Here is a 26,813-nt window from a genome sequence, read left to right on the forward strand (position 1 = left end):
CCCAACAGACTCATGAGCTGCTACGAACTCGAAGCGCTGCGACTCGGACTGATGAACGTCCTCGGCACGGACGACGACCACGCCCGCGAACACGCGGAGCAGGAACTGGAGGGCCACCGCGACGGCCCCGTCGGCGCGCTCGCGGAGGCACAGACCCTCTCGGCGGTCGAACGCCACCTCGACGCCGCGCTCGTCGATCTGGAAGAGACGGTCGCCGCGACCGACACCGACGACCCCGAGTACGACTACCTGCGCGGCCGACTCGTCGCCGTCCGCGACGCCGAGCGGGCCGTCCGCCGGCTGACGGCACAGGGTGAGAGCGTCCGCGACGGCCTCGGCGAGGCCCACGACGTGCTCCACGAGGCGTTCCCGGTCGAGGAGTGAGACGACGGAAAACGGGACCCAGACGACCGTCGACGAAGAGCGACTGTATACGTCACAATACTACGTGTACGTGACGGGTGACGGCGTCATCACAGCGGTCCCACCGGACGATTCGACGGTCGCACCCGTGGAAGAACTCGCCGTCTACTGCACGAGGACGTCGAGTGCGGTGCCCGCCCGCCCCTACAGCTACCGTCCCAGGTGAGTCGACCCAAATGTCCTTCTTAGGCCTCAACTATAAAAACGAAAACTCAGTCCGCGGTGTTACGTCCCTTCACGGACAAGACCTTTGCCGTTCGCCCGTCGACGTACCTGCATGAGCGACTCTGGCGGACGTCCGCAGTCGGTGACGGACGAAGACATCCTCCGGTACTTCCGGGAGAGCGGGGAACACGTCCTCACGACGTCGGAAGTGGCCGACGGGGTCGACGTCTCTCGACGGACGGCGCTCCGGCGACTCGCTCGACTCGCCGACGAAGGCGCCGTTCGACGGAAGGACGTCGGTGACCGGAGTGCGGTCTGGTGGCTCCCCGACAGCGCCGACGAGCCGGCACCGACGTCCAGCGACGACCCGTTCATGAACGCGGAGACGTTCTCCAGCGGCCGCAGCGGGGTCTCCGAATCGGTCGACGACGAGCTCGCCGCCGCAGTCAACGACGAAAACGGTAGATGAGCGGCCCCGGCACGACACCGCTCTTCGTCGATACCGGCGCGCTGTACGCCCGGTTCGACGACGACGACCAGCACCACGACGAAGCCGTCACGGTGTTTCGCAGTATCGCCGCTGGCAATCTCGTCTACCGGCCGCTGTACGTGAACACGCATGTTCTCGCGGAATTCGCCACGCTGACCCTCCAGTACGGTGGACCCGTCGCGGCGGCACGGGCCGTGCAACGCGTCCGCGATTCGGCGCTATTCACCGTCGTTCACCCGAGTGAGGCGGCCTTCGAGGAAGCCTGTCAGGCACTGGAACGCTACGACGATCAGGAGATAACGCTCGTCGACCACCTCACCGGCGTGCTCGCCGAACGCCGCGATATCGAGTTCGTCTTCACGTTCGATAGTGACTTTCAGACGCTCGGATTCACGACCGTCCCGGCTGAGACGGGCGATGTCGCACGATTCAGCGAGTAGTGTCCCGTCCGCTCGGAACTCTCGACTCGTTCACCTGATAGAGTCGCCACCGATTCCGAGACGCGTGGCCTCGGGACCGAACTCGCGTTCGAGCAGCGCGGGGACGTCGCCGGGGACCACGTCCGAAAACCAGCGGCCGCGCGGGTGGATCGCGATGGCGGTCCCGTCGGCGCTGCAGAGCCCCAGGCAGCTCGTCTCGGCGACGTGGATGCGCGACCAGAACACGTCACGCTCGCGGAGCCAGTTGGTCACTGCCTCGTACACCTCTGCCCCGTGGGCCTCGGCGCAGGCGGCGTACTCCGAGTCGCGGTCGTTCGTACAGACGAGCACGTGGTCGGAGAAGCCGCGCTCGCGGACTTCTTCGGTGCGATCGCGCATCAGTCCGCCGCGGCCCTCGTTCGGGAAGGCTCCGTCGCGACCTCACTGACCCGCTCGTCCGTCGAGGGGCGGCGGAGCCGCGCGTGGGCGGCTGCGAGGACCAGCCAGAGGAACGCCTGGCCGAAGACGACCAGTCCCACCAGCCCGGACGAGAGGGCGGCCGGCAGCGAGTGCGTCACTCCGTTCGCCGGCGCGAGTGCGGCCGGGGCCGCGAGGAGCCCGAGCGACAGCGACGCGGCGGCCGCCGCGGCGACGCGTCCGCGTCGCTCGCGCAGCTCCCGGTAGAGCGCGCCCGCGAGGAGACAGGCGAGCGCGCCGGCGACCATCATCCCGGCGTAGAGCGGGAGTCGCGTCGCCGTCGGGAGCGCCTGCTCGGCGCCCGGCGGCTGCGGCGGGAGGACGAGCCAGGGCGCGCCGGAGACGGTGACGAAGCCGGCCGCGGCCAGGACGTAGCTCTTCGCGGCGCCGGTCCCGGGGATCGCCGGTTCGAGGAGGGCGAAGGCGACGCCGAAGACGACGCCGCCGAGGAGCACGCCCCAGAGGACGCCCGAGACGGCGCTCACGGCGCTAGTGACCGCCGCCGAAACGGCGCCGTCGTGGGGCGATTCGTGGTCGGCACCGTCTGCACCGGTGTCGCCTCCGCCGGCGTGAGCGCCCTCGGCGTGGTCGGCGTGCTGTCCGCCGGTCGCGTGGCCTCCCTCGTGGCCGAGTTCGTCGGCGAACGCGACGAGCGGATTGGCGACGAGCGCGACCAGCAGCCCGAAGGCGAGCCCGGCGACCAGCCCCGTTTTCACCCCCCGCGTCACGTGTCGTGCGAGCATGGTCAGTGGCAGGTGACGCCCGCGGCGTGCCGGAAGTTGTGCATCGCGTCGTGCATCGTCGGTTCCTGTACGAACAGCAGCGCGAACCCGAGCGCGACGGCGAGTCCGAGCCCCGCGATCAGTTGCGTCGGGGTCAGTTCCACCCGTGCCTGTTCGATGCGGCCGTGAACGGTGTCGTTGGCGGTCGACATATGAAACTACGGTTGGACTACAACAAATTAGATTGTAAATCTACCGGACGAACGAAAGCTAGCTTTCGCGGACGGCGCCGGCGGCCGCGTCGATCCGGTCCGCGGACAGCGCCGAGAGCGGGACACGGGCGCCGTCGGTCTCGTCGGCGATCAGGTCACAGAGGCCGGGAGCGTCAGCGTCGGCGTCGACGACGACTACGTGCGGGTCGCGGCGATCGAGTCGCTTCGCGGCCTCGCGGGTCTCCGCGACCGGGCTCTCGCTGGCGACGTTCGCCCGGCCGTCGGTGACCAGGACGACGACGCCGGCCGCGGGGTCGGCGCGGTCGAGCACGTCGCCCGCGGCGTCGAGCGCGGCGGAGAGCGGCGTCCGGTCGCCCGTCGGCAGGTCCTTGAGGTGACGTGCCGCGTGTGCGACGCTGTCGGTCGGCGGAAGCAGGACCTCGGCGTCGTCGCCGGCGAACGCGACGAACGCGACCGCGTCGCGCTGCTGGTAGGCGCCCCGCAGGAGTTCCATGACGGTGCCCTTCGCCGCCCGCATGGCCGAGCGCATCGACGCGCTCGCGTCGACGACGAACACGACCAGCGCACCGGCGTCGCTCCGCCGGACAGACCGACGCAGATCCCGCGAATCGACCGAGGACGCACCGCGGGCGGCGGCCGCCCGGACCGACGCCGCGGCGTCCACGTCATCCGCGTCGTCTGCACGCCGCTCCCGGACGCGCGGCCCGTCGCCGTCGGCTGTGGGCCGGGCCTGCGCTCGCTTCCCGCCGTCGGCCGCGCCTGCATCGACGGCCTCCGAGACCTCGATATCGGGCGCACTCGCGTTCCCGACCGCTGCACGGGACTGTCCCGGAACGACCGGCGTCGCTTCCCGCTCGTCGCCGTTGTCGGCGTCGCACCCGTCGGCGTCGCACCCGTCGGCATCGTGCCCGTCGGTGTCTCCTTCGTCGCCCGCTGCATCGCGGCTCTCCGTCTCAACCGCCGCGCCGCTCTCCGCGTTCGGCCCGGACGAGTCGCGATCCGGCTCGCGCTCTCGGCTGTCCTCGTCGGCTGAGTCACCCGGCTCAGCCGAGCCGTTCGCGTCGTCGCCGTCGGCCGGTTGACTCCCCTCCTCGGCCTGCTGGTCGTCCGTCTGCTGATCGTCCGGACCCCGTCCGCCTTCCTCGTCGTCACCGTCGCCGAACCGCTCGTCGAGGAGTTCGTCGGGGTCGGGGGCGTCCTCGAACGGTCGCGACTGGAGACGGTGGGGGATCGCGAGCGTCGCCGCCCGCCGCACGTCGGGCTCGATCACCTTCGACCGGCCGTCGAGCGCCGCGAACGTCCGCGCGGCGCGGGCGGTGGCGATGTCGCCGCGGTGGCCGTCGAGCCCCGCGTCCCGGCACAGCTCGGCGATCTCCGCGGCGAACTCGTCGGGGAGGTCGACGCCGTCGAGCCGATCGCGAGCCTCCCGAAGCCGGCGACGATACTGACGGTCTCCTGTTTTTCCTTCGTGGGAACTAGCTGTGTCGGGGCCGTTCGCGTCTGTCTCGCTGTCCGCCGACTCGGAACTGTCGGCGGCTGTCCGCCCGAGCGCCCGGTCGATGATCGCGACTCGGCGATCCACGTCCTCACAGGCGGTGACCGTCGCGCCCAGCGCGAACCGGTCGCGAAGTTGCGGCCGGAGGTCGCCCTCCTCGGGGTTCATCGTCCCGACGAGCGTGAACTCGGCGGGGTGCGTGACGCTCACACCGTCGCGTTCGACGCGGTTGACGCCGCTCGCCGCCGCGTCGAGGAGCACGTCGACCAGGTGGTCGTCGAGCAGGTTCACCTCGTCGACGTAGAGGATCCCCCGGTTGGCGCGAGCGAGCAGTCCCGGCTCGAACTCGTGCTCGCCGGCCAGCGCCCCGGCGGTCGAGAGCGTCCCGACGACCCGGTCGCGCGTCGCGCCGAGCGGGAGCGTCACGAGTGGGACCGCTCGCTGGGCCGTCGGCGGGTCCGCCCGCTCGCGGCAGTCGACGCACTGGCCGTCGGGGTCGTCCGGCGGACAGCCGTACGGACAGTCCGCGACGACCGTCTGCTCCGGCAGCAGATCAGCCAGCCCCCGGACCGCGGTCGATTTCGCCGTCCCCTTCTCGCCGCGGATCAACAGCCCGTCCAGTCGCTCGTTGGCCCCCACCGCGAGCAACGCTCGCTTGAGCTCGTCCTGCCCGACGATCGCCGAGAACGCGAGCCCGTCCCTCCGCCCCTGCGAAGCATTTATACTTGCGCCGAAATCAATCATACTTGTATTAGGGCAATGAGGGTTTAACAACGTTATGCCAACGATCGGTCTCTACACCGCGACGGAGAACGAACTGGGAGCGCTCCAGCGGGCGGCGGACGAGTGCGAGGCGGACCTGGTCGTCCGTTCGGAGAGCGACTTCGACGACGGCACCGACGTCGACGCCTTCGTCGACGAAATCGAGGACGCGACGGCGGTGGTCTTCTGGCTCCACGGCGCCGAGGAGAGCATGCCGGGGTACGACCACGCGGTCGACCGCCTCGCCGACGCCGGCGTGCCGCTCGCCGTCGCGTCGACCGGCGACGCCTACGCGGTCGAGGACACGTCCGTCCCCGCGGCGGACCGCGAGCGCGTTTGCGAGTACCTCGACCGCGGCGGCGCCAGCAACCTCGCGAACTGCGTCCGCTTCCTCGTCGACGAGTACGGCGGCGAACGCCGAGAGTACGACGACCCCGTCGCCCTGCCCACCGAGGGCGTCTACCACCCGGACCACCCGGGCGCGTCCTACGAGGACCTCCGCGCGACGCACGACCCCGACAGGCCGACTGTCGCGGTCTGGTTCTACGAGTCCCACTGGACACACGAGAACACCCGCTACGTCGACGCGCAGGTCCGCGCCATCGAAGCGCAGGGCGCCGACGCGCTCCCCGTCTTCTGCGAACCTGCAACCGATACCGAGGGGCAGTGGGACGCCGAGCAGGTGACCGAGGAGTGGCTGCTGGAGGACGGCGACCCCGTCGTCGACGCCGTCTGTTCGTCGTTCATGTTCTCGCTGTCGATGGACGAGCGCGGCCGGTCGGCGAGCGGAGAGGGATGGAATCCCTCAGGCAGCCGGACGCAGTCCGGCGACGACGAAGGCGACGGCGCACAGGACGTGTTCCTGGACAGACTGGGCGTCCCCGTCCTGCAGACCGTCACGACGATGCGCTCGCGGTCGCGCTACGACGGGTCGGAGACGGGCGTGATGGGCTTCGAACTCGCGCTCTCGGTCGCGCTCCCGGAGTTCGACGGCAACGTGATCACCCACCCGATCAGCGGCAAGGAACGCACGGAGGACGAAGCGGACATCGGCACCGCGCCGAAACGGCACTTCCCGATCGACGATCGCGTCGACCACGCCGCCCGGCTCGCGGTCAACTGGGCCGAGCTACGCCACACTCCGAACGAGGAGAAGCGCGTCGCGGTCGTCCTCCACAACTACCCGCCGAGCGACGACGGCATCGGCACTGCGTTCGGCCTCGACTCGCCGAAGAGCACGGTCAACTTGCTCGACGAACTCGATGCCCGCGGCTACGATCTGGGCGCTACCGACGGCGCGTCGACGAGTCCGCTCCCCGAGAGCGGCCAGTCACTCGTCGAACGACTCACCGCCCAGCTCACCCTCGACGACCGTTGGGTCGCGCCCGAAGACGTCCGCGCGAGTGACGCGAGCGCGGGCTCGACGGACTCGTCCGTCGGTGTTCGCGAGCGGAGCGTCGACACCGTCGCACCCGAACGGTATCGCGAGTGGTTCGACGCGCTCGACGCCGACTTCCGCAAGAACGTCGTCGCGGAGTGGGGCGACCCGCCTGACCGACCGTTCGCGATCCCGGGCGTCGAGTTCGGGAACGTCCTCGTCACCGTCCAGCCGCCGCGCGGGTTCGGGATGGACCCCTCGAAGGTGTATCACGACTCGGACCTCCAGCCGCCCCACGACTACGTCGCCTTCTACCGCTGGCTTCGCAACACCTACGAGGCCGACGCCGTCGTCCACCTCGGCACGCACGGCAGCCTGGAGTGGCTGCCCGGCAAGACCGTCGGTCTCGACGGCGAGAGCGCGCCGGACCAGCTGATCGACGATATCCCGAACGTCTACCCCTACATCGTCAACAACCCCGGCGAGGGAACCCAGGCGAAACGCCGCTCGTACGCCGCCGTCGTCGACTACCTGACGCCCGTGATGGACACCGCCGGCACCTACGACGAACTCGCCGATCTAGAGGAGCTCGCCGACCGCTACCGTGAGGCTGGCATGGAGGACGCCCGCAGCGACGACGGCGACCACCTCGACGACCTGATCCGCGAGGCCGTCGACGAACTCGACCTGGCCGTCGAGCTGGGTATCGCCGGAGAAATCGACGAGCGCGGGGCGCGTAGCGCCCCGGAACGGTCGAGCGGGGAGCGAAGTGACCTGCGAGACCGAGCGGACGTACGTGGACCCGACGAAGCCGGAACCACGCTCGCAGACGGCGAAGTGTCCGGCGACGACGTGGACATCGACGAACTCGTCGAGCGCGTCCACGAGTACCTCACGGACGTGAAGACGACGCAGATCCGCAAGGGACTGCACACGATGGGCGAACCGCCGGCGGGCGAGCGACTCACTAAATACCTCGTCGCACTCACTCGCCTGGAGAACCCCGGCGCGCCGAGCCTCCGCGAGAGCGTCGCGGGCGTGCTCGGCGTCGACTACGACGCGATGCGGACCCGACCCGGCGAGTACGACGAGGCCCTCGGCACGACCTACGCGCAGGCCGCCGACGCGGTGTACGAGCGGAGCCTCGACCTCGTCGAGACGCTGGCCGACCACGGCTTCGATCTGCCGGCGAGCGAGGTTGAGGCCGGTCCGGACGACGAGACGACGATGAACCTGCTCGTCGTCGACATCGATCCCCTCGGCGACGCTCGTGCCCGACCCGGTGCGCACGACGAGCTGCGCGAAGTGCTCGAGTTCATCTGCGAGGAGGCCGCGCCGCGCGTTCGGGGTGCCGCCGAGGAGATTCCGCGGACCGCCGAAGCACTGTCCGGCGAGTACGTCCCGCCGGGCGGGAGCGGTGCTCCCACCCGCGGCGGCGTCGACCTGCTCCCGACGGCGCGGAACTTCTACACGCTCGACCCCCGGAAGGTGCCCGCCAAGTCCGCCTGGGAGGTCGGCAGCGAGGTCGCTCACGGCGTGGCCGAACGACACCACGACGAGGAGGGCGAGTATCCGGAGGAGATCGGCGTCGTCGCGTGGGGCACACCGACGGTCCGGACTCGCGGCGAGACCATCGCACAGGTGCTCGCGCTGATGGGCGTCGAGCCTGTCTGGACCGACGCCGGGCGGATCGACGACGTGGACCCCATCCCGCTCGACGACCTCGGCCGCCCGCGGATCGACGTGACGACGCGCGTCTCCGGCCTGTTCCGCGACGCCTTCCCGCAGGCCGCCAGTGTGGTCCACGACGCCGTCGACGCGGTCGTCGCGCTCGACGAACCGCACGAGCGGAACTACGTGAAAAAGCACGTCGAAGAAGACGCGGCGGAGCTGGCAGCCGACGGGATGGACCAGAGCGACGCCGAATCCGCGGTGAAACACCGCGTGTTCACGACGCGGCCCGGCGGCTACGGCGCCGGGACGAACAAGGCCGTCGACGAAGGCAACTGGGAAGACAGATCGGATCTCGCCGACGTGTACGTCCAGTGGGGCGGTTACGCGCTCGGCTCCCGCGGGAAGACGACCGAAGCCCACGACGCCTTCGAGCGCCGCCTCGGCAGCGTCGAGGCGACGGTCAAGATCGAGGACACCGCCGAACAGGACGAGTTCGATTCTTCGGACTGGTACGCGTTCCACGGCGGGTTCATCACTGCCGTGACAGAGGCCGCGGGCGAGGAGCCAGCGTCCTACGTCGGCGACTCCAGCGATCCCGACAACGTCGACGTGTACACCAACGAGGAGAAGGTCCGGAAGGCGATGCGGGCGCGGGTTCTCAACCCCGATTGGCTCGACTCGATGGAGGACCACGACTACAAGGGCGCCGGCGACCTCTCGTCGACGGTCGACGTGGTGCTGGGCTGGGACGCGACGACCGGCGTCGTCAGTGACGCGCTCTGGGATTCGGTCGCCGAGCGCTACGCCTTCGACGACGAGCGCCAGGCGTGGCTGCGCGACGTGAACCCGTGGGCGCTGGAGTCGATCACCGACACTCTCCTCGAAGCGATCGACCGCGGGCTGTGGGACGCCGACCAGGCGACCGCCGACCGGCTCCGCGACCTCAACCTCCGGGCGGACGGCGATATCGAGGGACGCGCGGGTTCTGCGGGCCCACCAGGGGTACTCAGCGATGACGACTGAGGGGGGCGAAGCGGCGACCGGCGAGTCCTGCGGAGCCGACGACACCGACGAGTACGCCGACCTCGGTGCGACCACCGCGGACGCCATGGCGATCGCCGAGACCTCGATGGACCGCGTGCGCGAACTCGTCCCCGACGAGACGCTCGCCGACCGGATCCGCCAGAAGAGCGTCCACGCGACCGGCGACCCCGAATTCCAGCATCTCGTCCGGTTCACCGGCGAGACCGCGGACGAACCCGTCGTCGCCGGCGCGCACGCCGTCCGCGCGGAGCGACCGATCGTCACCGACATCACGATGGTGAAAGCCGGGATCACCGGTCGCGGCCACGACTGCCCCGTCCGCAAAGCCATCGGGAACGGCGCGGAACTGGCCGAGCGGACCGGGATGACCCGGACCGCCGCGTCGGTGCTCGAACTCGACCGGGGGGGCGTCTACGACGACGCCATCGCGGTGGTCGGGAACGCACCGACCGCGGCGCTCGCCCTCGCGGACTGCATCGAGGACGGAACGCGGCCGGCCGTCGTCGTCGCCACGCCGGTCGGATTCGTGAAGGCCGCCGAGAGCCGGCAGCGGCTCCGAGAGGTCGCCGCCTCCCACGGCGTTCCGGCGATCACGAACGTCGGCCGACGCGGCGGGAGCGGTCTGGCGGCCGGACTGACGAACGAACTCGTCCACGTGGCCAGCGACGCGCGGAACGGGTCGATCGAACTCCCATAGCGGGAGAACGCCCGAATAGACGCTTCTCGCGACCAGATACCATTCGCCGACCGACGGTGAGTTCCGACCGCGGACGCCGGTGGCCAACACTTATCTGGGAGCCCGACTCACCCGATAACACAACCGAGATTGGTGTAGTTCAAGTATGATTGTTATACAGGGCGAGACATGACGACGGAATCGATCCTGCTCGTCGGCCGCGCGGCGCGAAACGGGGGGGAGGTCATGAGCGCCCACGCCGACAGGCTCCGGCGGCGGGGCGTCGTCGACGCGGTCGAGGTGGCGACCTACGAGCGCGAACCGGTCCGCGAACTGCGCGCGCAGTTCGAGGGTATCGACGCCGACACGGTGTACGCGGTCCCGATGTGCGCGGCGCACACCCACGAGACGCTCGACCGCGTCCCCCGCGCGCTGTCGTACCTCTCGGGCGACGTGCGGTACTGCGAGCCGATCGGGTCGAGCCCGGCAGTCACCGAGGTCATCGCGGAACGCGGCGCGGAACTGGCGCCGGCGGCCGCGGACGCGTCGCTCGTCCTCGTCGGCTTCGGCAGCAGTTCGAAGCCGTACCACCGTCGGACCGCCGACTACCACGCGACTCGCCTCCGCGAGCGGACCGACTACGGCGAGATCGTGACCTGCTATCTCCTCCAGAATCCGGCAGTGGAGTGTGTCAGGTACAACGTGACCAACGACTCGGCCGTCGCGGTTCCGCTCTTCGTGACCCGCTCCGAGGCGACCGAGGAACGGGTGCCTGCGGCGCTCGAACTCGAGCGCGGCGGGATGGCCTACGCCGACCCCTTCGGAACCCATCCCCGAGTCACCGACGCCGTCCAGGCAGAGGTCGAGCGACGGCGCGCGCTCGCGGCCCGCGACGTCGAGCAGTCCCCGTCTGTCGAGGCGGGATTCGCCGAATCCCGACGCCCGCTCGCAACCGACGGGGACGGCCGGCGTCGCTGACCCAGTCGAGCCGACGCGGTGAACTGACACGACGAGCCGAGACAACGGCCGAGCGACCGCCCCAGAGGTGCCGCGACCAATGGGTATTACCGTCCACGAGACCCGAAATAGGCCAGTGAGAAACTACACCATCGCGCGCATCTGGGGTATTCCGATCAAGATCAGCGTCTCTCTGCTGGTCTTCCTCCCCATCCTGGCCTGGGTCATCGGGAGCGGCACGCAGATCGACACCTACGCGGGCATCGTCGACGGCTTCGCGCCCCACGCCGTCGACGCAGCCGCCCTCCGGGAGGGCTCGACGCCGTGGGTGATCGGCGCGACGGCGGCCGTCGGGCTGTTCGTCAGCGTCGGGATCCACGAACTCGGCCACGCTTGGGCGGCCCGCCGGTACGGTATCGGCACCGAGTCCATCACGCTGTGGCTGCTCGGCGGTCTCGCCGCGCTGGAGTCGATGCCCCGCGAGTGGAACCGCGAGTTCTGGATCGCTATCGCCGGTCCGATCACGAGCGTGCTCGTCGCCGCCGCCTGCTACCTGGTCGTGCTCGCGCTGCCGGCGTCGACCCCGATCACGACGTTCGTGTTCGGCTGGCTCGTCGTGACGAACGTCGTCCTGACGGTGTTCAACATGCTCCCGGCGTTCCCGATGGACGGCGGTCGCGTCCTCCGCGCGCTGCTGGCGCGGACACAGCCCTACGAGGTCGCGACCCGGTCGGCCGCCCGCTTCGGCACCGCCTTCGCCATCCTGTTCGCCATCGTCGGCGTCCTCAACTTCGCACCGCTGCTGATCCTCCTCTCGCTGTTCCTCTACGGCGCCGCCTCCTCGGAGTCGCGGGCCGTCGCCCTGCAGGCGCTGCTCGACGGGGTCACGCTCGAAGACGTCGCCACGCTCGACGCGGAGCCCATCGACGCCGACGCGTCGGTCGCCGAGTTCACCGACCGGATGGTCCGCGACCGCCGAACCGTCTACCCCGTGACCGACGGCGGGTCCATCGTCGGCGTCGTCACACTCGACGCGGTGCGGCGCTCGGACGCAGCCGACCGCGAGTCGACGCCGGTGCGGTCGATCATGGTCGAAGACGTGCCGACGCTCGCGCTCGACGCCGACGCCTTCGAGGCGTTCGCCCAGTTGAGCCAGCACCCCTCCGGGCTCGCTCTCATCGAATCGGACGGCCGGGCGGTCGGCCTGGTGTCGATGGACGACTTCACGCACGTGCTCCAGTTCCGCCGCGACGGCGTCGGCGTCGCCCCGAAAGAGGCGTTCTGAGACCCCGTGGCTGAACGCTGGCTGTACTCGTGGGGCCTCGGCTCGGTGGCGTTCGGCGGGGCCTCGCTGCTGGTGCCGCTCTATCTCGTGCAGCTGGGCGCCTCGCCGTTCCAGCTCGGAATCCTTGCGTCGACGGCGGCGCTCATCGGCGCGCCCGGTGCCGTCGCGTTCGGCCGGCTCGCTAACCGGGTCGACCACCGCCGCTCGCTCGTCCTCGCGACGCTGGCGACGGTCGCCCTCGCGCTCGCGGCGGTCCCGCTGCTGACCGACGTCGGTGCAGTGATCGCCGCCAACGCGGTCCTGTGGCTGGTCGTCGCGTCGGTCGCACCCGTGCTGACGATGGTCGTCGTCGACGACGCGCCGGAGTCGGCGTGGAGCGAGCGGATCGGCCTCCTCAACAAGTATCAGGGGTACGGCTGGGCCGGCGGGCTCGTGCTCGGGACGGTCTGGCCGCTCGTCGGCGTCCGCGTCGTCGGCGCGGACGCGGCCACTCGCGTGCTGTTCTGGGTGCTCGCGGCCTGTGCGGGGGCGAGCGCGCTCAGCGCCGCGCGAACGCTGCCTCGGCCCTCTGCAGACGCGCACGTCACGGGCGAGCAGAAGGTGCGACGGATCGCGCGACTCGTGACGAACTCCCGGCGTAACGTCAGGGGCGCCACGTTCGCGTTCTCGCCGAACCGGCTGTACTGGACGACTCGCGACTTCGCTCCACGGCAGGCGCTTCGCCGACTCGACCCCGCACTGGCGACGTACCTGGTGGCGGTCGTGTTCTTCTTCACCGGCTTCGCCGCCTTCTGGGCGCCGCTCCCGCTCTTTTTCACCGACGTCCGGTTCGACTCCGGCCAGATCTTCGCCCTGTACCTGGTGTCCAGTCTCGCGTCCGCCGTCCTCTACGAGGGCGCGGGGCGGTTCGCGTCGAAGTACGACGTCCGCCTGCTCCAGTCGGCCGCGCTCGCTGCTCGCGGCCTCCTCTTCCCCGCCGTCGCTCTCGTGGCCGGGATCGGTGCGCTGTCGGTCGGACTCGGCGTCGCCGGCGTCGGACTGGCCGCCATCGGACTGACCTGGGCGGTCATCGCCGTGGTCGGCACCGCCATCGTCACGCGCCTCGCGCCGCCGAGCGTCCGCGGGGACGTCCTCGGCGTCCACACCGCGCTCGGCGCCGTTGCCGGCGGGATCGGTGGTCTACTCGGCGGCTGGGCAGCCTCATTCGGGTACGCTGTGGCTTTCGGCGTCGCAGGCGCACTCGTGCTTCTCGGTGCAGTCCTCGTCTTCTCACTCCGGGCGCTGTCCGGTGGGACCCGGACGGTCGAACAGGCTTCCGACCCGACGCCCGACCGCTCCGAAACCGAGGCCGGGGAAGCGCTATCGACGGCGGCCGCCAGCGACGAACGGATGGACTAACCGAACCTTCTGGAAGTCCACGCCGCTAACTCGTATCTCTGCCCCAAATTCGTATATCGAAATAGGATTTATAAATAGCTGATGTTCCCGAAACGGCGTGTTGACGGGCTCAGAAACGGCATATCGGTTCTTACCATCGGCATGCCAGGTGGGCTCGATTACGCTGATAATCACGACCAGTTTGAAGTGTGGTCACCCCGTCGGTGACGCACGAATGCGACCACCGTCTGAGCGAGGGGCTTCCCCCGGGGTAGCGCCGCTGAAACTGAGTCCGACCGAACTGCGGAGCGTGCTCGATGACTGATCGCGCGCGCTCGACCTCACTCGACGAGACGTTCGATCGCTACCTGCGGGACAAAGGGAAAGGCCGCGGCGGCGAGGGCGGGAACTATCGCCGGAACGCCGCGCGCGAACTCGATCGGTTCCGCGGGTGGGCCGCCGGCAACTATGGGGGCGACAGTTGGCACGGTATCACCCCCACCGAGGCCGAGCGCGATCCGGCGTTTACCGACCTCGACGAGCGCGTCTTCCGCGAGTACGCGCGCCACCTCGCCGGCGACCGCGGGCTGAAACAGAACACCGTCCGGACGTACTACGCCTACGTCTCCGCGTGGTGCGGCTGGTGCGTCAACGAAGGATATCTGGAGGCCCACTACGCCCAGCGGGCGAGCGCGATGGCGCCGCTCCCCGAGGACGACGGCCGCAAGCCAGGCGACCAACAGGCCTGGAGCGCCGAGCAGCGCCACAGCCTCACGCGCCACGTCGACGAACGCGCTCGCGAAGCGGTCGAACGATTCGCGGGATATCGAAGCAGAACCTCCGACTCCGAATACGATCGGACGGACCGACAGCGCGCTCGGTACGGCGCGATCAGGGCTGCTCGCGACCGCGCGCTCGTGTTCGTCCTCGCGTACACAGCCGTCCGCGTCGGGGAACTCCTCCGCGACCCCGATGATCCGCGGCGGCGCGGCGTCCGCTGGGAGGACGTCGACCTCGACGACGGCCGGATGACCGTCTACCGGAAGAAGCAGCAGTGGGACGCTGCCGGTCTCCCTGACCCCACCCACAGACCGCTCGCCACCTACCGTCGCCTGCTCGATCCCCCCTCCGAACGCTGGCCCGTCTTCCCGACGTTCGACCATCGAACGCTCGCGACTCTGGTCCAGAACGAGCTGGCCGACCGCGGTCTCCGTCCGGAGGCCGTCGACGAACGTCGGGACGGCTTCGCCCGCGATCTCCTCCTCGCTCTCGACAAGGACGTCCGCCCACCGTCGATGACGACCGACGGCGCGCGCTCGGTCCTCCGACGGCTCACCGACGCAGCCGATATCGACGTCGACCACCCGAAACACGACTACCTCGCCCCCCACGGCGGCCGCCGCGGGATGGGCGAAGTCCTCGTCCGCGCGTTCGGCTACACCGTCGCCGCCCGCTACCTCGACAACTCCGAGGAGATGGTCCGCGAGCGCTACTCCCACATCGAAGCCGGCGAGCTCGGCGATGTCGCGACCGAGGCGCTCGAAGACGTCGACGGCCTCTAAGCGCAGACGAGTTCCGACGCGACGCTGTTGGTACTCTGCAATAAACGACGAAAACCCTCGACCAGCGTTGAGACTGGTCGAGGGTAACGGGCCCGGCCGGATGTGGCCGGAGATGAATGGAGGCGGCGAATCAGGTTTCCCAGAGACTCTCGTACTCCAGTACTCGCCGAAACGCAGGCGGGCTTAACTTCCGTGTTCGGGATGGGTACGGGTGTAACCCCGCCGCTATGGCCGCCCTAACGCCGATCCGCGGAATCGAACCGCGCGCCCGGACGATGTCCGGGACGCCAGTATCGGTGATCCGATGCGACGACCGTATGTACGTGCAATCCAGGTTCCGCCTGGACCCGTATCACGGGTCCGTATATCCAAATGCGGTTATGATTGGTGGCTTCGGTCAGTTAGTACTCGCGGGCTAAACACCTCGTTGCCTCGGTGCGTACACCCCGAGTCTATCGAACTCGTCTTCTACGAGTGACCTCGGCGGTATCTCTTTTCCAGGTGGGTTTCCGGCTTAGATGCGTTCAGCCGTTACCCCGTGTGGCGTAGCTGCCCGGCAGCGCCCTCTCGGACGACCGGTACACCAGTGGCCACCATCCGTAGTTCCTCTCGTACTATACGGACGTTCCCGTCAGATACCAATGACACCCCCAATAGATAGCAGCCGACCTGTCTCGCGACGGTCTAAACCCAGCTCACGACCTCCTTTAATAGGCGAACAACCTCACCCTTGCCCGCTTCTGCACGGGCAGGATGGAGGGAACCGACATCGAGGTAGCAAGCCACTCGGTCGATATGTACTCTTGCGAGTGACGACTCTGTTATCCCTAAGGTAGCTTTTCTGTCAGCAATGGCCCGCATCGAGCGGGCGAATTGGTTCGCTAAACCACGCTTTCACGTCAGCGATCCTCGTTGGGAAGATCACTGTCAGTCCATCTTTTGCTTTTGCACTCTTCGCCGCGTTTCCGACACGGCTGAGATGGACTTGGGGCGCGCTCGATATCTTTTCAAGCGCGTACCGCCCCAGTCAAACTGCCCGGCTATCGGTGTCCTCCGCCAGGAGTGAGGGTCGCAGTCACTACCGGGTAGTGTTTCATGAGTGCCTCGGTGGCCCGCTAGCGCGGGTACCTGTGTAACGGCTCCTACCTACTCTGCACAGTAGCGACCACGTCCCAGCGACAGCCTGCAGTAAAGCTCTATAGGGTCTTCGCTTCCCCTTGGGGGTCTCCAGACTCCGCACTGGAACGTACAGTTCACCGGGCTCAACGTTGGGACAGCGGGGCTCTCGTTGATCCATTCATGCAAGCCGCTACTGAAGCGGCAAGGTACTACGCTACCTTAAGAGGGTCATAGTTACCCCCGCCGTTAACGGGTCCTTCGTCCTGTTGTACCAGGTGTTCAGATACCCGCACTGGGCAGGATTCAGTGACCGTACGAGTCCTTGCGGATTTGCGGTCACCTATGTTGTTACTAGACAGTCGGAGCCCCCGAGTCACTGCGACCTGCCTCTCTCCGAGGCAGGCATCCCTTCTTCCGAAGGTACGGGACTAGATTGCCGAATTCCCTAACGTCGATTGATCCCGACAGGCCGTGGCTTTCTCCGCCATGAGCACCTGTGTCGGTTCTCGGTACGGACACTGTTCTCGTCTTTTCACGGGCCCCAGGGTAGCCTGACTTGCGCTATACTGCCATTCGTCCGCTTCGTGCCATTACGGCTTCCACGGAGTTGGACAGGTCGACCGGGCGATTGCCCGGCTCAGGTGAACCCAAGGCGTCGACTTTCAATGAACAGCGGCGCAGGAATATTAACCTGCTTCCCATTTCGTCTCATTCGAATTACGGTGAGACTTAGGACCGGCTAACCCTCAGCTGACGAACAGTGCTGAGGAACCCTAGCTCTTTTGGCCGTCAGGATTCGCACCCGACTTTCGCTACTACTATGACCAGGATTTTCGTTTCTAATCGGTCCACACGAACTCTCGGCCGTGCTTCCACCCAATCAGAACGCCGACCTACACGGTCAGAAGTTGAAATCTGCGGTCAGGTATCGGTGGTGGACTTGAGCCCCGATCATTTTGGGCGCCTCAAACCTCGGCCGGTAAGCTGTTACGCTTTTCTTGGAGGGTAGCTGCTTCTAAGCTCACCTCCCGGCTGTCTAGGGCTTGAGACCACCTTCGATCGCACTTAGTCCACACTTGGGGACCTTAACCCGACTCTGGGTTGTCTCCCTCACGGTACACAGGCTTACCCCGCGCACCGAACTCCCTGCGTCGACAGCGTTCGTAGGTTCGGAGTTTGACAGCACGGCCGACCTCTCTCGAGGGCGGTCCGCGCAATCAGTCTCTCTACCCCACGAACTACCTCGGCAGGGGTAATGCTTCGACATTTTTCGGTCGGAACCAGCTGTTGCCGAACTCGATGGGCCTTTCACCCCTACACGTAGGTCACGAGAGGGTGTTGTAAAACACCAACTCTAACAGACCTCCACGTGCCTTTCGGCACGCTTCGTCTTGCCCACGCGTAGATCGTCCGGTTTCGGGTCGTGTCAGTTTGACTCCCCGCGCTTGAACACGGCGGCCCTGGCGCAAAGCGCTGCGGCCATGTCGGTTTCCCTATGCCTTCCCGGATGAACCGGTTAGACTCGCCAAACAAACACACTCCCTGGTTCGTTTTTCAAAACGTACGACGGAACATCGGCTCCCGTTCGGTCCTACTGTGTGGTCGCCCACAGGTCGTTTTCGAACGGGCCTTGTATGCCCCGTCGCTCCATCGCCACTCGATTTCAGGCCCTGTTTCGCCTCCCTTCTGAGGGTACTTTTCAGCGTTCGCTCGCGCTACTTGTTCGCTATCGGTCTCGAGGAGTATTTAGCCTTAGCAGTAGATGCCTGCTGTATTCACGAGGGATTTCCAACCCCCGCTACTCCGGAACCGGCTCACACCGTACTGCCTTCCGTTACGGGGCTTTCACCCTGTATCGCGCTCCGTTCCAGGAGACTTCACAGAAAGGGTCTGGTGCTGATCGCCGGCCCAATACACCACATTGGCCGTGAGGCCTTCAGTTTGGGCTGTATCGCGTTCACTCGCGGTTACTGACGATATCTCGGTTGATTTCTTTTCCGACCGGTACTAAGATGTTTCAATTCCCGGCGTTCCCCATTGCGCGAAGCAATTGCGGTGGGGATTCCCATTCGGACATCCTGCGTTCTTCGCTTCCATGCAGCTCCCGCAGGCTTATCGCAGCTTGGCACGTCCTTCGTCGGCACTCGAGCCGAGCCATTCACCGAGTGGCATAGTAGCCACTTCGTCGGATACACGTATCCCGATGATACGGATCCAGTTGACGTCTGGATTGCACGTACACACGGCCGTCATCGCGCGCCTCCGGCGGTCGTCGGAGACGGCATCGAACCCTTCCCAACCTCGCTTTCGCGGGATGGTGCATATGTTCTGCGGGCGCGATGCCCGCTATATTGACCGACTCGGATTCGAACCGAGAACACCTCAAAGAGGTGCGCTGCCTGCTCGGTCTCCCTCGTGAGAGGGAAGTGTGAGCCTTGACAGTTCGGTGCCCGATCGCGACGACCGGGAGTGTCACCGGGTGCCTGCCACGAGGGCAGGACTTTCGTAAGTGAGCCGGGGCGTCGCCCCGGTCTCGGTCAGTAGGAGGTGATCCAGCCACAGATTCCTCTACGGCTACCTTGTTACGACTTAATCCCCCTTGCGGAGCCCAGATTCGACTCGGGTATCCGAGCCTCATCCGGACCCCACTCGGGTGATTTGACGGGCGGTGTGTGCAAGGAGCAGGGACGTATTCACCGCGCGCTTCTGACACGCGATTACTACCGAATCCAGCTTCATGAGGGCGAGTTTCAGCCCTCAATCCGAACTACGACCCGGTTTAGGGGATTAACGCCACCTCTCGGTGTTGTAACCCACTGTCCAGGCCATTGTAGCCCGCGTGTTGCCCAGCACATTCGGGGCATGCTGACCTACCGTTGCCCGTTCCTTCCTCCACGTTAGCCGTGGCGGTCTCCGTAATGTACCCAGCCACCACAAGGGTGCTGCTGGCAATTACGGACGCGGGTCTCGCTCGTTGCCTGACTTAACAGGATGCCTCACGGTACGAGCTGACGGCGGCCATGCACCTCCTCTCAATGGCTCCAATAAGGTCATCAACCTGATCTTCACTGCACATTGTCGGTGCTGGTGAGATGTCCGGCGTTGAGTCCAATTAAACCGCAGGCTCCTCCGGTTGTAGTGCTCCCCCGCCAATTCCTTTAAGTTTCATCCTTGCGGACGTACTTCCCAGGCGGCTCGCTTGCGTCTTCACTGTGGCACAGCACAGGCTCGTAGCCTGCGCCAGACCGAGCGAGCATCGTTTACAGCTTGGACTACCCGGGTATCTAATCCGGTTCGAGACCCAAGCTTTCGTCCCTCACTGTCGGATCCGTGCTTCCGAGGTGCTTTCGCCATCGGTGGTCCGTTCAGGATTACAGGATTTCACTCCTACCCCGAACGTACCCCTCGGATCTTCCGGTCCCAAGCCGTCCAGTTTCCGCCGGCAGCCCAGTGGTTGAGCCACTGGATTTCCCGACAGACTTGAACGGCCAGCTACGGACGCTTTAGGCCCAATAAAATCGGCCATCACTCGTGCTGCCGGTATTACCGCGGCGGCTGGCACCGGTCTTGCCCAGCACTTGTTCCTACACCACCTTACGGTGTAGAAAAGCGAGGGCGTTGTATGCCCTCGCACTCGGAGTTCCCCTATCGCACTGTCGTGCAGTGTAAAGGTTTCGCGCCTGCTGCGCCCCGTAGGGCCCGGAATCTTGTCTCAGATTCCGTCTCCAGGCTCTTGCTCTCACAACCTGTACCGATTATCGGCACGGTGGGCCGTTACCCCACCGTCTACCTAATCGGCCGCAGCCACATCCTACAGCGCCGTAGCGTTTGAGACTCTCGGCACTCCAGCCTGAGAGCCCGATTCGGGATTAGCCTCAGTTTCCCGAGGTTATCCCGATCTGTAGGGCAGTTTGACCACGTGTTACTGAGCTATTTGCCACGGGTCTGAACCCGTGCGACTAGCATGGCTAAGTCGAACTCCGATAGCAATGGCCTCCGGCAGGATCAACCGGAATGGTTTCCCAGCTCGAGGCTGGGATCTGGCGGAGACACGCTATCAACGTGTGTGCACACGAATGAACGTGTGCGTATGTCTGGTCCGTCAGTCGGTAACACCACATCGGCCGTTCCGATCGGGTATCACCGAACTGTCAAGGCTCACATCAGATCCCATCTGTACGGCGGACCGCAGGGGTGGAATCCTCATGGGTCGGGAAGACGGTGCGGCCTGAGGCCGCGTCCCGTTTTCCCTCGTGCGGATATCATCGTAGTGGGTTACCCCACTTAATGGTTTCGAAGTCCGCACCCACCGTGTCCCGAAATCACACGACGGCGCCGGTGTGACAATCGCAGCCACACCGACCTTAAGTGCGATCCGGCGGTCGGGTCCGGGCTTCGTCACCGCGTAGTCGCGGACAATGGACCACGGGACGTCCCCGCTTCCACTGCCCTCGAACGGATATAATCGTAGACGGCTACCCATATTAAACGTTGCGAAAACAGACCACCTCTGTGAGTGATAACCACACGAAGGCGTGGGGATGGCTCAATACCAAGGTAGTTAGTTTAAATACTTTCGACTTGCCTGCGTGGTTCGAACCGTTCGCACACGTACGGACCTCGACGAGTCGACGTGGCCGACCCGATGCTGACGACAGACAATTCGAGTTTGGGTTTCTCTTCATGCGCGTGCGGGCGAAAGGCGCACGGGACTTGGACGAGTTGGCGTTGACCTGGGGAGATACGTAACGTGGCTTCCGAAGCGCAGCTGACCAGTGCCCCCGCGGTACTGAATCGAGGCAACCCGATCTCGCACCAGAACCGGATAGCGAGAGTGACAGAGTTATTTTAGAAAACTATTCTAGCCACTCTAAATATATGTATCGTTCCGGAACAGTCGCGAGTGATATGCCGAGTAGTCGAACAACAATGTGGAAAGCCGTACTCCCAGATATTGGACGGTATAACGAGTAAATCTGGAGGTAGATAGTATAGCCAGGGACCGACAGCTAGTGCGGCCGCTAAGAGGAGTGTCGTCCGAGATTCGCTCAAATATCTGTATTTTAGTACTAAATACTCGCCATATTGTGAGGTCTTTCGATCTATTCTCGTGGGATCTGATCAATTCTCATAGGATATTAACGATCCGGAGTCCCCGGCCAATATCGAGCAGTCATACCAAAATTAGAAGTATTAGATAATTCGAATATATCTGGGAACGGATAGACGGACTGCCGAACGTGGGTGAGCGAACGCGTGCTGCTGGAACAGAGTTGCTCGGGGAGGGACAGGGTCAACGCGAGAGGCCGACCGGTGACTACGCCGTCTCGTGGCGGTCGGTCAGCCGATCGCGGATCGGCTCGAAATGACCGAGTCCGACGACGGCGACGACGTCGCCACGCGCGCACAGGTCTCGTAGTCGGTCGGCCATGTGCGCCTCGCGCGTCTCCGACCGGACGCGCGAGGCCGGCGGGGATTCGAGCGCGTCGAGGACGGCAGTGGCGGTCCGGATCTGTCGACCCTCGTCGTCAGCCTGCTGTCGCGGCGGGTCGGTCCGGGTCACCTCGTGACTCGTCGGGTCGCCGACGGCGATCCGGAGGCCCGTGCGATTGGTGAGCGCCGCGGCGGTGCGGCACGCGAGCGCGGTCTTGCCGACGGACGCGACCCCGCGGACCGATCGCACCGCCGTCTCGAGTGACGCCCGCTCGGCGACGAGCGTTCGGGCGAGACGGCGACAGAACGCCGTCGACGGCCCGTCGATGCCGACCACGTGGTCGGTCTCGGCGGCCTGGATCGCCGCGCTCATCTCGCCGCCGAACGGGGGTGGCGTCTCCTGGTCCGACGCGTACGTCTCGTAGAGCGGCACCGCGAGCGGGGGGAGTTCGACCGCCAGGACGGCGGGGCGCTCTCGCTCGACGACGCGACGCACGCGATACACGCTGGACGGGTGGTCGTGAACGACGCCGACGAGCGTCACCGACCCGTCGCCGTCTGCGACGCTGTACGTCTCGACGTAGTCAGACTCCATTCGGGGATCGGGGGTGGGTTCGTCTGGCATACTCTGGGATCCGGCGCCGGTAGCGTCGGCGTACCATCGGAAAGACTGACGTAAGAATGTTCCGCTCACTCCGCACTATCCTACCTGTGTCAGATCGCGATCAGTTCAGACGACGGCCCGCTCTCCCCGCCGGGGTTTCCGTCCCTACCGACCGACGTCGCCGCTCCGGTGTTCGATCTCGCACGTGGTCGGTCTCGTGCCGTCCGGCAGCGGACGCCGCGACTGGCGCGTCGGTCGCGTTCGTGGGGCGTGCGGGTGGAAGCGGTACCAGGTCTGAAAGTGGCGTGTATCGGGGTAAGACGGCGTTACTCCCCGGTTCGGGGAATAACGCGGCGTTAGGTGGGGTACCCGCTCTATTACAATGAGGCGCCGGCGAGTAGCCATCGGTGAGAACGCATGTTCAGTATGCTCACGGCAGCCGGTCGACTGTCCGACCCGCTCAGCGCGCTGACCGCGGTCCCCTTGCAGTTCTTCTCGGGGGACTTCATCACGCTCGCGATCGCGTTTTTCGTCCTCGCGATCGTGGCCGCGTTGCTCGGCGCGCGCGGTATCGCGGGGTTGAGCATGGAGATAGCGAAGTGGCTCGTGCTCATCTTCCTCGTACTGGCGGTCGTCTCGTTGGTCTTGTGACCGGCGGTCGACCGTCCGCGAATCGTCCCACAGAGACGGCGACCTGAGACGGGATCGGTCCGCGCCGGGGCTGGCGCCGCATCTTACTCGGTTCCTCGGCAGATCGTCCGCCGCCGGAACGAGGCCAGATGGTAGTTCGTCACGAGGACGGAGTACGCCACCATCGCGACGGCGATGAGCGCGACGATCCAGAGGTTCGTCCCGTGAACGACGGCGTTGAGCGACTGCGCGGCACCGACTGCGAGCGGTCCGAAGGTGAAAAGGCTCGTCCGGATCGGAAACGCCCGGCACATTTCCTCGAAGGACGGGCGGTCTCGGGTCGCCATTAAGACGGGCTTTCTAATCGACGATTATAACTTCTTCGGTCAGACCGACCCCGATCACAGCCGCGGCGACTGTTTCTGGACGGTCGTCGCGAGCTTGTCGAGTTCGCTCCCCAGCAAGACGAGCGCGTCGTCGAGCGTCACGATCCCCTGGAGCTGGCCCTCGTCGTCGACGACGGGGAGCCGCCTGATCCCCTCGTCGCGCATCAGCTGGAGCGTCTCGAAGATGTCCGTCGAGGCGTCGACCGAGATCAGGTCGTCTCCGATCAGTTCTTCGACGGCCGTGTCCGCCACGTTCGGCGTGTCTGCTAGCGACAGGGCGACCGTCCGGTCCGTGAGGACGCCGACCGGCTTGTCGTCTTCCACGACGACGACCGCACCGACGTCGCGTTCGCGCATCTTCTCGACCGCCTCGCGGACCGGCGCGTCCCGCTCGGCGGTCACGACGTCCTCCGCGACGACGTCGTCGACCGATACCGGCCTGAGCAGCGATCGCCCTCGCGGTGTCTGGCTCCTGTGCGTCCGCGGCGACTGCCGACCGCCCTGCGCCCCGACCTCGGACTGGGGCGGCTGCTGCATCTGCTGGGGCTGGGCGCCCGGCGATCCCTCGCTCGTCGGCATCCCCTGCTGCGCCATCGGCGGCTGGGGGGGCTGCCCCTGGGGCGCCCCGTACTGCGACGCGGACGGCTGGGGCGTCGGCGACGGCTGCCCCTGCAACGGCTGCCCCTGCGGTGGTTGTCCCTGCATCGGCTGGCCCTGCTGGGGCGGTCCCTGCGACTGGGGCTGCGGTGGCTGCGCCTGCGGCTGTGTCCGCGGCGGTTGCGGGTGCGGCGGCGCGCCCTGTGACTGTCGGGGCGGTTGCTGGCCGGTGCCTCGCTGCTGTCGTGCCCGCGGGTCGGACGGGTCTCCCTGATTCGGTGTCATGGCAAGTGCGTCGGCGCGGACGCTCCGCTCGCCGGCCGACGGGCGAACGTTCGCTCCATTGCTCAATAAACTTTGCCGGCCCCCCGGATTCTCGGCCCACTCGCCCGGCGAACGCGGTCGAACGGCTAATGGTGAATTCGCCGCCGAAACCCCGGGACCGCGACAGGTCACTCCCCTGCCAGGGGAGTCGCTTATGCCCGTCGACAGCGTAGAGAGGGCGACCCCCTCGACGCGCCGATTCGCGGTCGACGGCCGGGTCAGACCGCCGTGGGACCGAGAAACATGAGCACCCACAACAGCACCGTCAGATCCGTCGCACCGTCCTACCCCGACGCCGAACCGGTCGGCCCACACCTGGTCATCGACAAGACCGAGTGGGTCCCCGGGCGGCACCCCGAATCACACCGCGGCCACGCGGGCCAGCGCGGCTATCGCGAGTCGTTCTACCGCTGCGTCACCTGCGGCGCCGAGCGGCTCTCGAAGCGGGACCTCCCCGAGGAGTGCGCCGGGCCGGGCTGACCGCCCCAGTCTCGGACCGACGTCCCGCCCGCCGGCGGTACCGCGAGTCGCACCTCCCGACCGAGGGCGGCTCTCGCGGCCACCGTCGACCGCCGACTGCAACGGTCGGGAGCGTCGAAAGCCCGCGCGCTCGCCGGGTAAGGCCGGGGAAACCGCTCGAATCGTCACCCGTTTTTAAGCGTCAGCACCCGGAACTGCCCGTGTCAGCGCGTCGCACGGCTGGCGATCACCATGAGTTCCGACGACACCGACACGGCCGACAGCGAGCACAGCGCCCCGGACGTGGCGCCCGCGGGAGGGACCGAATCGGACGGTCAGCCCCGGGACCCGGAGACCGGGCAGTTCCTGCCGAAAGACGAACGCGGCGGGACAGACGCCGACGCGGGGGACGAGAGCGAGGAGGACGGGGGCGAGGGCGCGCACGCGGAGCCCGCGGACGCCGGCGGTGCGACCGACGGCGCAACCGGTGCGCAGCGCGTCCCCGAATCGCGGCAGCGAGCCCCCGGCGGACGGTCGAGTACGGCGGACGCGCCCGTCGGTCGTCCCCCCGATCCGACCGGGGAATCCGGTTCCCCGGGACCCGGGCGCTCGCCGAACGGATCTCCCGCGACCGGACCGCCGCGGGAGCCCCCAGGATCGAGCCCGCAACGGAGTCCACCGGGGACGGGGGCCCAGCAGGTCCCACCCGACCGTTCGCCGCCGGCGGAGGGACACCAGTCGCGCCCGGCGACGGAACAGCAGTCCCGTCCCGCCGAGCGAGCGCCACCGGCTGGGACACCGCCGAACGGAGCACCCTCCGGCGGACCGCCGGCAGGACAGCCCGGGAATCCCGGCGGCCCGTCGATCGAGCGGCGCCGACAGCCCGAGACGCCCGCCGCGACCGCACCGGTGAGCGCGCCGCGATCGGCGGGCGAGAGCGTCGAACGGGAGTTGCCGCCCGCGCTCGACCTCGTGCCGATGCAGGTCGACTGGGCCGGGCGCCCGGTCGGGTCGAATCGGGTTTCCACCGTCGAGCGTCCCCAGCGACGGCAGATGTCCGGAGGGCAACGCGATCGAGCGCCCGCGGAGTCTGCGCGCCAGGCGCCGCCCACACGTCCGGCCGGACAGCCGCATTCGTTCGCAAACGCGCGGCCGCAGGATCCCCAGCCCGGGGGCGCGAATCCACAGGCGGGACCGCCCGGGCGCGAAACTTCGCGGTCGGGGCCGCCGGCTGGGAACGTCCGTCCGCCCCGCGGTCCCGCGCCGACGCCCGGGTCGTCGCCGGACCCGGATCGACAGCGCGGCCCGGACCGACCGCCGAGATAGCGGTCACGGATCCGACGCCGACTCCCCCAGGCGGACGCGTAGCCTCTAAGTGTCCGTTTTCACTAGAGAGTGACAATGACGGACTCCGACGCGGCCGACGGTGCGGGTGATGCGGGCTGTTCCTGCAAGATCGGCCGAAACGTTCGGCGCTACGGCCTCGGCGCCTTCGACCGGACGCTGACCGACCGCCGGCGCGACGGCGCGAGCCTGCGCGACCTGGAGACCGTCGTCAACGAGGCGATCCTGCGCGCCGCGCTCCGCGAGGCCGACGCGGACGTGATCGGCGACGTGTCGAGCGTCTACGAGGGGCTGACCGGCGACGCCGCCAGCGCCGGCGAGCGCGCCGAACTCCGCGACCGACTGGCCCGCGCCGGGGTCGACGTCGACGCTCTGGAGGAGGACTTCGTCTCCTACCAGACCGTCCGCACCCATTTCCGGGAGTGCCTCGACTACGACACCGACCGTCGGACGCCGCTGTCCGTCGAGGACGCCCGCGGCACCGTCGAGTGGGCGCGCTCGCGCAGCGAGGGCATCGTGGAGCGGACGCTCGACCGACTGGCCGACACCGACGGGTTCACCGCGGGCGACCTCACGACCGCTCACGTCGTCCGGGTGACCTGCGAGGACTGCGGGGCGACCGCGCCCGTCGACGAGTTCGTCGACCGCGGCGGCTGTGACTGCCCGACCGCCGAGGGCGGCGGATCGTAGAACCGGCTCGCCGGACCCGCGGTTCGTGGCCGTAATCCGACACAACGGTGAAATAACGGGGCATAAACAATAGCCGTCGCGCCACGTA

General features: G+C 67.2%; 19 protein-coding genes and 3 rRNA genes. 12 read left to right on the forward strand and 10 right to left on the reverse strand.

Translation table 11 applies throughout. From position 1 onward, the window contains the following. The first annotated feature begins 12 nt into the window (after nt 1–12). From ACMGFH_RS22610 to ACMGFH_RS22620, 3 genes are all read left to right on the forward strand, one after another. A complete protein-coding gene (locus tag ACMGFH_RS22610) occupies nt 13–384 on the forward strand; it encodes a DUF3209 family protein (protein ID WP_415383556.1) in 372 nt (123 codons plus the stop codon). Nucleotides 385–700: 316 nt separating this feature from the next. Then, nucleotides 701–1,057, forward strand: a complete 357-nt coding sequence (locus tag ACMGFH_RS22615) for a winged helix-turn-helix transcriptional regulator (RefSeq protein WP_415383557.1) — start codon at nt 701–703, stop codon at nt 1,055–1,057. Further along, complete coding sequence (locus tag ACMGFH_RS22620; protein ID WP_415383558.1) at nt 1,054–1,518, forward strand: type II toxin-antitoxin system VapC family toxin; 465 nt, start codon at nt 1,054–1,056, stop codon at nt 1,516–1,518. Before ACMGFH_RS22615 ends, ACMGFH_RS22620 begins: the two co-directional genes overlap by 4 nt. 30 nt (nt 1,519–1,548) lie before the next feature. Here the strand turns inward: ACMGFH_RS22620 and ACMGFH_RS22625 are convergent, their stop codons facing one another. From ACMGFH_RS22625 to ACMGFH_RS22640, 4 genes are read right to left on the reverse strand one after another with little or no spacing between them, the layout of a single operon-like run. After that, a complete protein-coding gene (locus tag ACMGFH_RS22625) occupies nt 1,549–1,896 on the reverse strand; it encodes a (2Fe-2S) ferredoxin domain-containing protein (RefSeq protein ID WP_415383559.1) in 348 nt (115 codons plus the stop codon). Next, nucleotides 1,896–2,717, reverse strand: coding sequence for a CbtA family protein (locus ACMGFH_RS22630; protein ID WP_415383560.1), 822 nt, complete (start codon nt 2,715–2,717; stop codon nt 1,896–1,898). The genes ACMGFH_RS22625 and ACMGFH_RS22630 overlap by 1 nt, the downstream gene beginning before the upstream one ends. Before the next feature lie 2 nt (nt 2,718–2,719). Next, nucleotides 2,720–2,908: a CbtB domain-containing protein gene (locus ACMGFH_RS22635; protein ID WP_415383561.1), complete on the reverse strand. Its 189-nt coding sequence runs from the start codon at nt 2,906–2,908 to the stop codon at nt 2,720–2,722. Nucleotides 2,909–2,966: 58 nt separating this feature from the next. Continuing rightward, nucleotides 2,967–5,168: a VWA domain-containing protein gene (locus ACMGFH_RS22640; RefSeq protein ID WP_415383563.1), complete on the reverse strand. Its 2,202-nt coding sequence runs from the start codon at nt 5,166–5,168 to the stop codon at nt 2,967–2,969. A 34-nt stretch (nt 5,169–5,202) separates the two neighbouring features. On the opposite strand from ACMGFH_RS22640, the gene ACMGFH_RS22645 reads away from it, so the two are divergent. From ACMGFH_RS22645 to ACMGFH_RS22670, 6 genes are all read left to right on the forward strand, one after another. Further along, entirely contained in the window at nt 5,203–9,261 is a 4,059-nt protein-coding gene (locus ACMGFH_RS22645; protein ID WP_415383564.1) for a cobaltochelatase subunit CobN, read from the forward strand. Beyond that, nucleotides 9,251–9,979, forward strand: a complete 729-nt coding sequence (locus ACMGFH_RS22650; protein WP_415383565.1) for a precorrin-8X methylmutase — start codon at nt 9,251–9,253, stop codon at nt 9,977–9,979. Before ACMGFH_RS22645 ends, ACMGFH_RS22650 begins: the two co-directional genes overlap by 11 nt. Nucleotides 9,980–10,147: 168 nt before the next feature. Then, complete coding sequence (locus ACMGFH_RS22655) at nt 10,148–10,936, forward strand: CbiX/SirB N-terminal domain-containing protein (protein WP_415383566.1); 789 nt, start codon at nt 10,148–10,150, stop codon at nt 10,934–10,936. Nucleotides 10,937–11,051: 115 nt separating this feature from the next. Beyond that, nucleotides 11,052–12,200, forward strand: coding sequence for a site-2 protease family protein (locus tag ACMGFH_RS22660; protein WP_415383567.1), 1,149 nt, complete (start codon nt 11,052–11,054; stop codon nt 12,198–12,200). Nucleotides 12,201–12,206: 6 nt separating this feature from the next. Then, entirely contained in the window at nt 12,207–13,598 is a 1,392-nt protein-coding gene (locus ACMGFH_RS22665) for an MFS transporter (RefSeq protein WP_415383568.1), read from the forward strand. Between the two features lie 296 nt (nt 13,599–13,894). Beyond that, nucleotides 13,895–15,139, forward strand: coding sequence for a tyrosine-type recombinase/integrase (locus ACMGFH_RS22670; RefSeq protein WP_415383569.1), 1,245 nt, complete (start codon nt 13,895–13,897; stop codon nt 15,137–15,139). A gap of 117 nt (nt 15,140–15,256) precedes the next feature. Here ACMGFH_RS22670 and rrf read toward each other — a convergent pair. From rrf to ACMGFH_RS22690, 4 genes are all read right to left on the reverse strand, one after another. Continuing rightward, nucleotides 15,257–15,378: ribosomal RNA gene (gene rrf / locus ACMGFH_RS22675) — 5S ribosomal RNA — on the reverse strand. A gap of 143 nt (nt 15,379–15,521) precedes the next feature. Beyond that, nucleotides 15,522–18,444, reverse strand: a 23S ribosomal RNA gene (locus ACMGFH_RS22680). Between the two features lie 356 nt (nt 18,445–18,800). Continuing rightward, a 16S ribosomal RNA gene (locus ACMGFH_RS22685) occupies nt 18,801–20,274 on the reverse strand. The 16S, 23S and 5S rRNA genes sit together here, the layout of an rRNA operon. 1,301 nt (nt 20,275–21,575) lie before the next feature. Beyond that, entirely contained in the window at nt 21,576–22,316 is a 741-nt protein-coding gene (locus tag ACMGFH_RS22690; RefSeq protein ID WP_415383571.1) for a hypothetical protein, read from the reverse strand. Nucleotides 22,317–22,721: 405 nt separating this feature from the next. On the opposite strand from ACMGFH_RS22690, the gene ACMGFH_RS22695 reads away from it, so the two are divergent. Beyond that, the gene (locus ACMGFH_RS22695; RefSeq protein WP_415383572.1) at nt 22,722–22,946 is read left to right on the forward strand and encodes a DUF1328 domain-containing protein; all 225 of its coding nucleotides are present in this window, start codon (nt 22,722–22,724) and stop codon (nt 22,944–22,946) included. An 83-nt stretch (nt 22,947–23,029) separates the two neighbouring features. Here ACMGFH_RS22695 and ACMGFH_RS22700 read toward each other — a convergent pair whose 3' ends face one another. After that, nucleotides 23,030–23,272 (reverse strand): hypothetical protein, encoded by a 243-nt coding sequence (locus tag ACMGFH_RS22700; RefSeq protein WP_415383573.1) that lies wholly within the window; start codon nt 23,270–23,272, stop codon nt 23,030–23,032. 54 nt (nt 23,273–23,326) lie between these two features. Further along, nucleotides 23,327–24,016, reverse strand: a complete 690-nt coding sequence (locus ACMGFH_RS22705) for a CBS domain-containing protein (protein WP_415383574.1) — start codon at nt 24,014–24,016, stop codon at nt 23,327–23,329. A gap of 459 nt (nt 24,017–24,475) precedes the next feature. Here ACMGFH_RS22705 and ACMGFH_RS22710 point away from each other — a divergent pair, with 459 nt between their 5' ends. Together ACMGFH_RS22710 and rdfA are read left to right on the forward strand one after the other, a co-directional pair. Next, nucleotides 24,476–24,712, forward strand: a complete 237-nt coding sequence (locus ACMGFH_RS22710) for a hypothetical protein (RefSeq protein ID WP_415383575.1) — start codon at nt 24,476–24,478, stop codon at nt 24,710–24,712. 1,380 nt (nt 24,713–26,092) lie between these two features. Further along, the gene (rdfA, locus tag ACMGFH_RS22715) at nt 26,093–26,725 is read left to right on the forward strand and encodes a rod-determining factor RdfA (RefSeq protein ID WP_415383576.1); all 633 of its coding nucleotides are present in this window, start codon (nt 26,093–26,095) and stop codon (nt 26,723–26,725) included. The last annotated feature ends 88 nt before the right edge of the window (nt 26,726–26,813 follow it).

The sequence above is a fragment of the Halosimplex rarum genome (assembly GCF_047715405.1).
Lineage (GTDB): Archaea > Halobacteriota > Halobacteria > Halobacteriales > Haloarculaceae > Halosimplex > Halosimplex rarum.

Coding starts and splice junctions, on each gene's coding strand:
- ACMGFH_RS22625 (WP_415383559.1), bottom strand. CDS start 1,896: ATGCGCGATCGCACCGAAGAAGTCCGCGAGCGCGGCTTCTCCGACCAC.
- ACMGFH_RS22655 (WP_415383566.1), top strand. CDS start 10,148: ATGACGACGGAATCGATCCTGCTCGTCGGCCGCGCGGCGCGAAACGGG.
- ACMGFH_RS22635 (WP_415383561.1), bottom strand. CDS start 2,908: ATGTCGACCGCCAACGACACCGTTCACGGCCGCATCGAACAGGCACGG.
- ACMGFH_RS22620 (WP_415383558.1), top strand. CDS start 1,054: ATGAGCGGCCCCGGCACGACACCGCTCTTCGTCGATACCGGCGCGCTG.
- ACMGFH_RS22640 (WP_415383563.1), bottom strand. CDS start 5,168: ATGATTGATTTCGGCGCAAGTATAAATGCTTCGCAGGGGCGGAGGGAC.
- ACMGFH_RS22670 (WP_415383569.1), top strand. CDS start 13,895: ATGACTGATCGCGCGCGCTCGACCTCACTCGACGAGACGTTCGATCGC.
- rdfA (WP_415383576.1), top strand. CDS start 26,093: ATGACGGACTCCGACGCGGCCGACGGTGCGGGTGATGCGGGCTGTTCC.
- ACMGFH_RS22650 (WP_415383565.1), top strand. CDS start 9,251: ATGACGACTGAGGGGGGCGAAGCGGCGACCGGCGAGTCCTGCGGAGCC.
- ACMGFH_RS22690 (WP_415383571.1), bottom strand. CDS start 22,316: ATGCCAGACGAACCCACCCCCGATCCCCGAATGGAGTCTGACTACGTC.
- ACMGFH_RS22700 (WP_415383573.1), bottom strand. CDS start 23,272: ATGGCGACCCGAGACCGCCCGTCCTTCGAGGAAATGTGCCGGGCGTTT.
- ACMGFH_RS22705 (WP_415383574.1), bottom strand. CDS start 24,016: ATGCAGGGACAACCACCGCAGGGGCAGCCGTTGCAGGGGCAGCCGTCG.
- ACMGFH_RS22615 (WP_415383557.1), top strand. CDS start 701: ATGAGCGACTCTGGCGGACGTCCGCAGTCGGTGACGGACGAAGACATC.
- ACMGFH_RS22630 (WP_415383560.1), bottom strand. CDS start 2,717: ATGCTCGCACGACACGTGACGCGGGGGGTGAAAACGGGGCTGGTCGCC.
- ACMGFH_RS22645 (WP_415383564.1), top strand. CDS start 5,203: ATGCCAACGATCGGTCTCTACACCGCGACGGAGAACGAACTGGGAGCG.
- ACMGFH_RS22710 (WP_415383575.1), top strand. CDS start 24,476: ATGAGCACCCACAACAGCACCGTCAGATCCGTCGCACCGTCCTACCCC.
- ACMGFH_RS22695 (WP_415383572.1), top strand. CDS start 22,722: ATGCTCACGGCAGCCGGTCGACTGTCCGACCCGCTCAGCGCGCTGACC.
- ACMGFH_RS22610 (WP_415383556.1), top strand. CDS start 13: ATGAGCTGCTACGAACTCGAAGCGCTGCGACTCGGACTGATGAACGTC.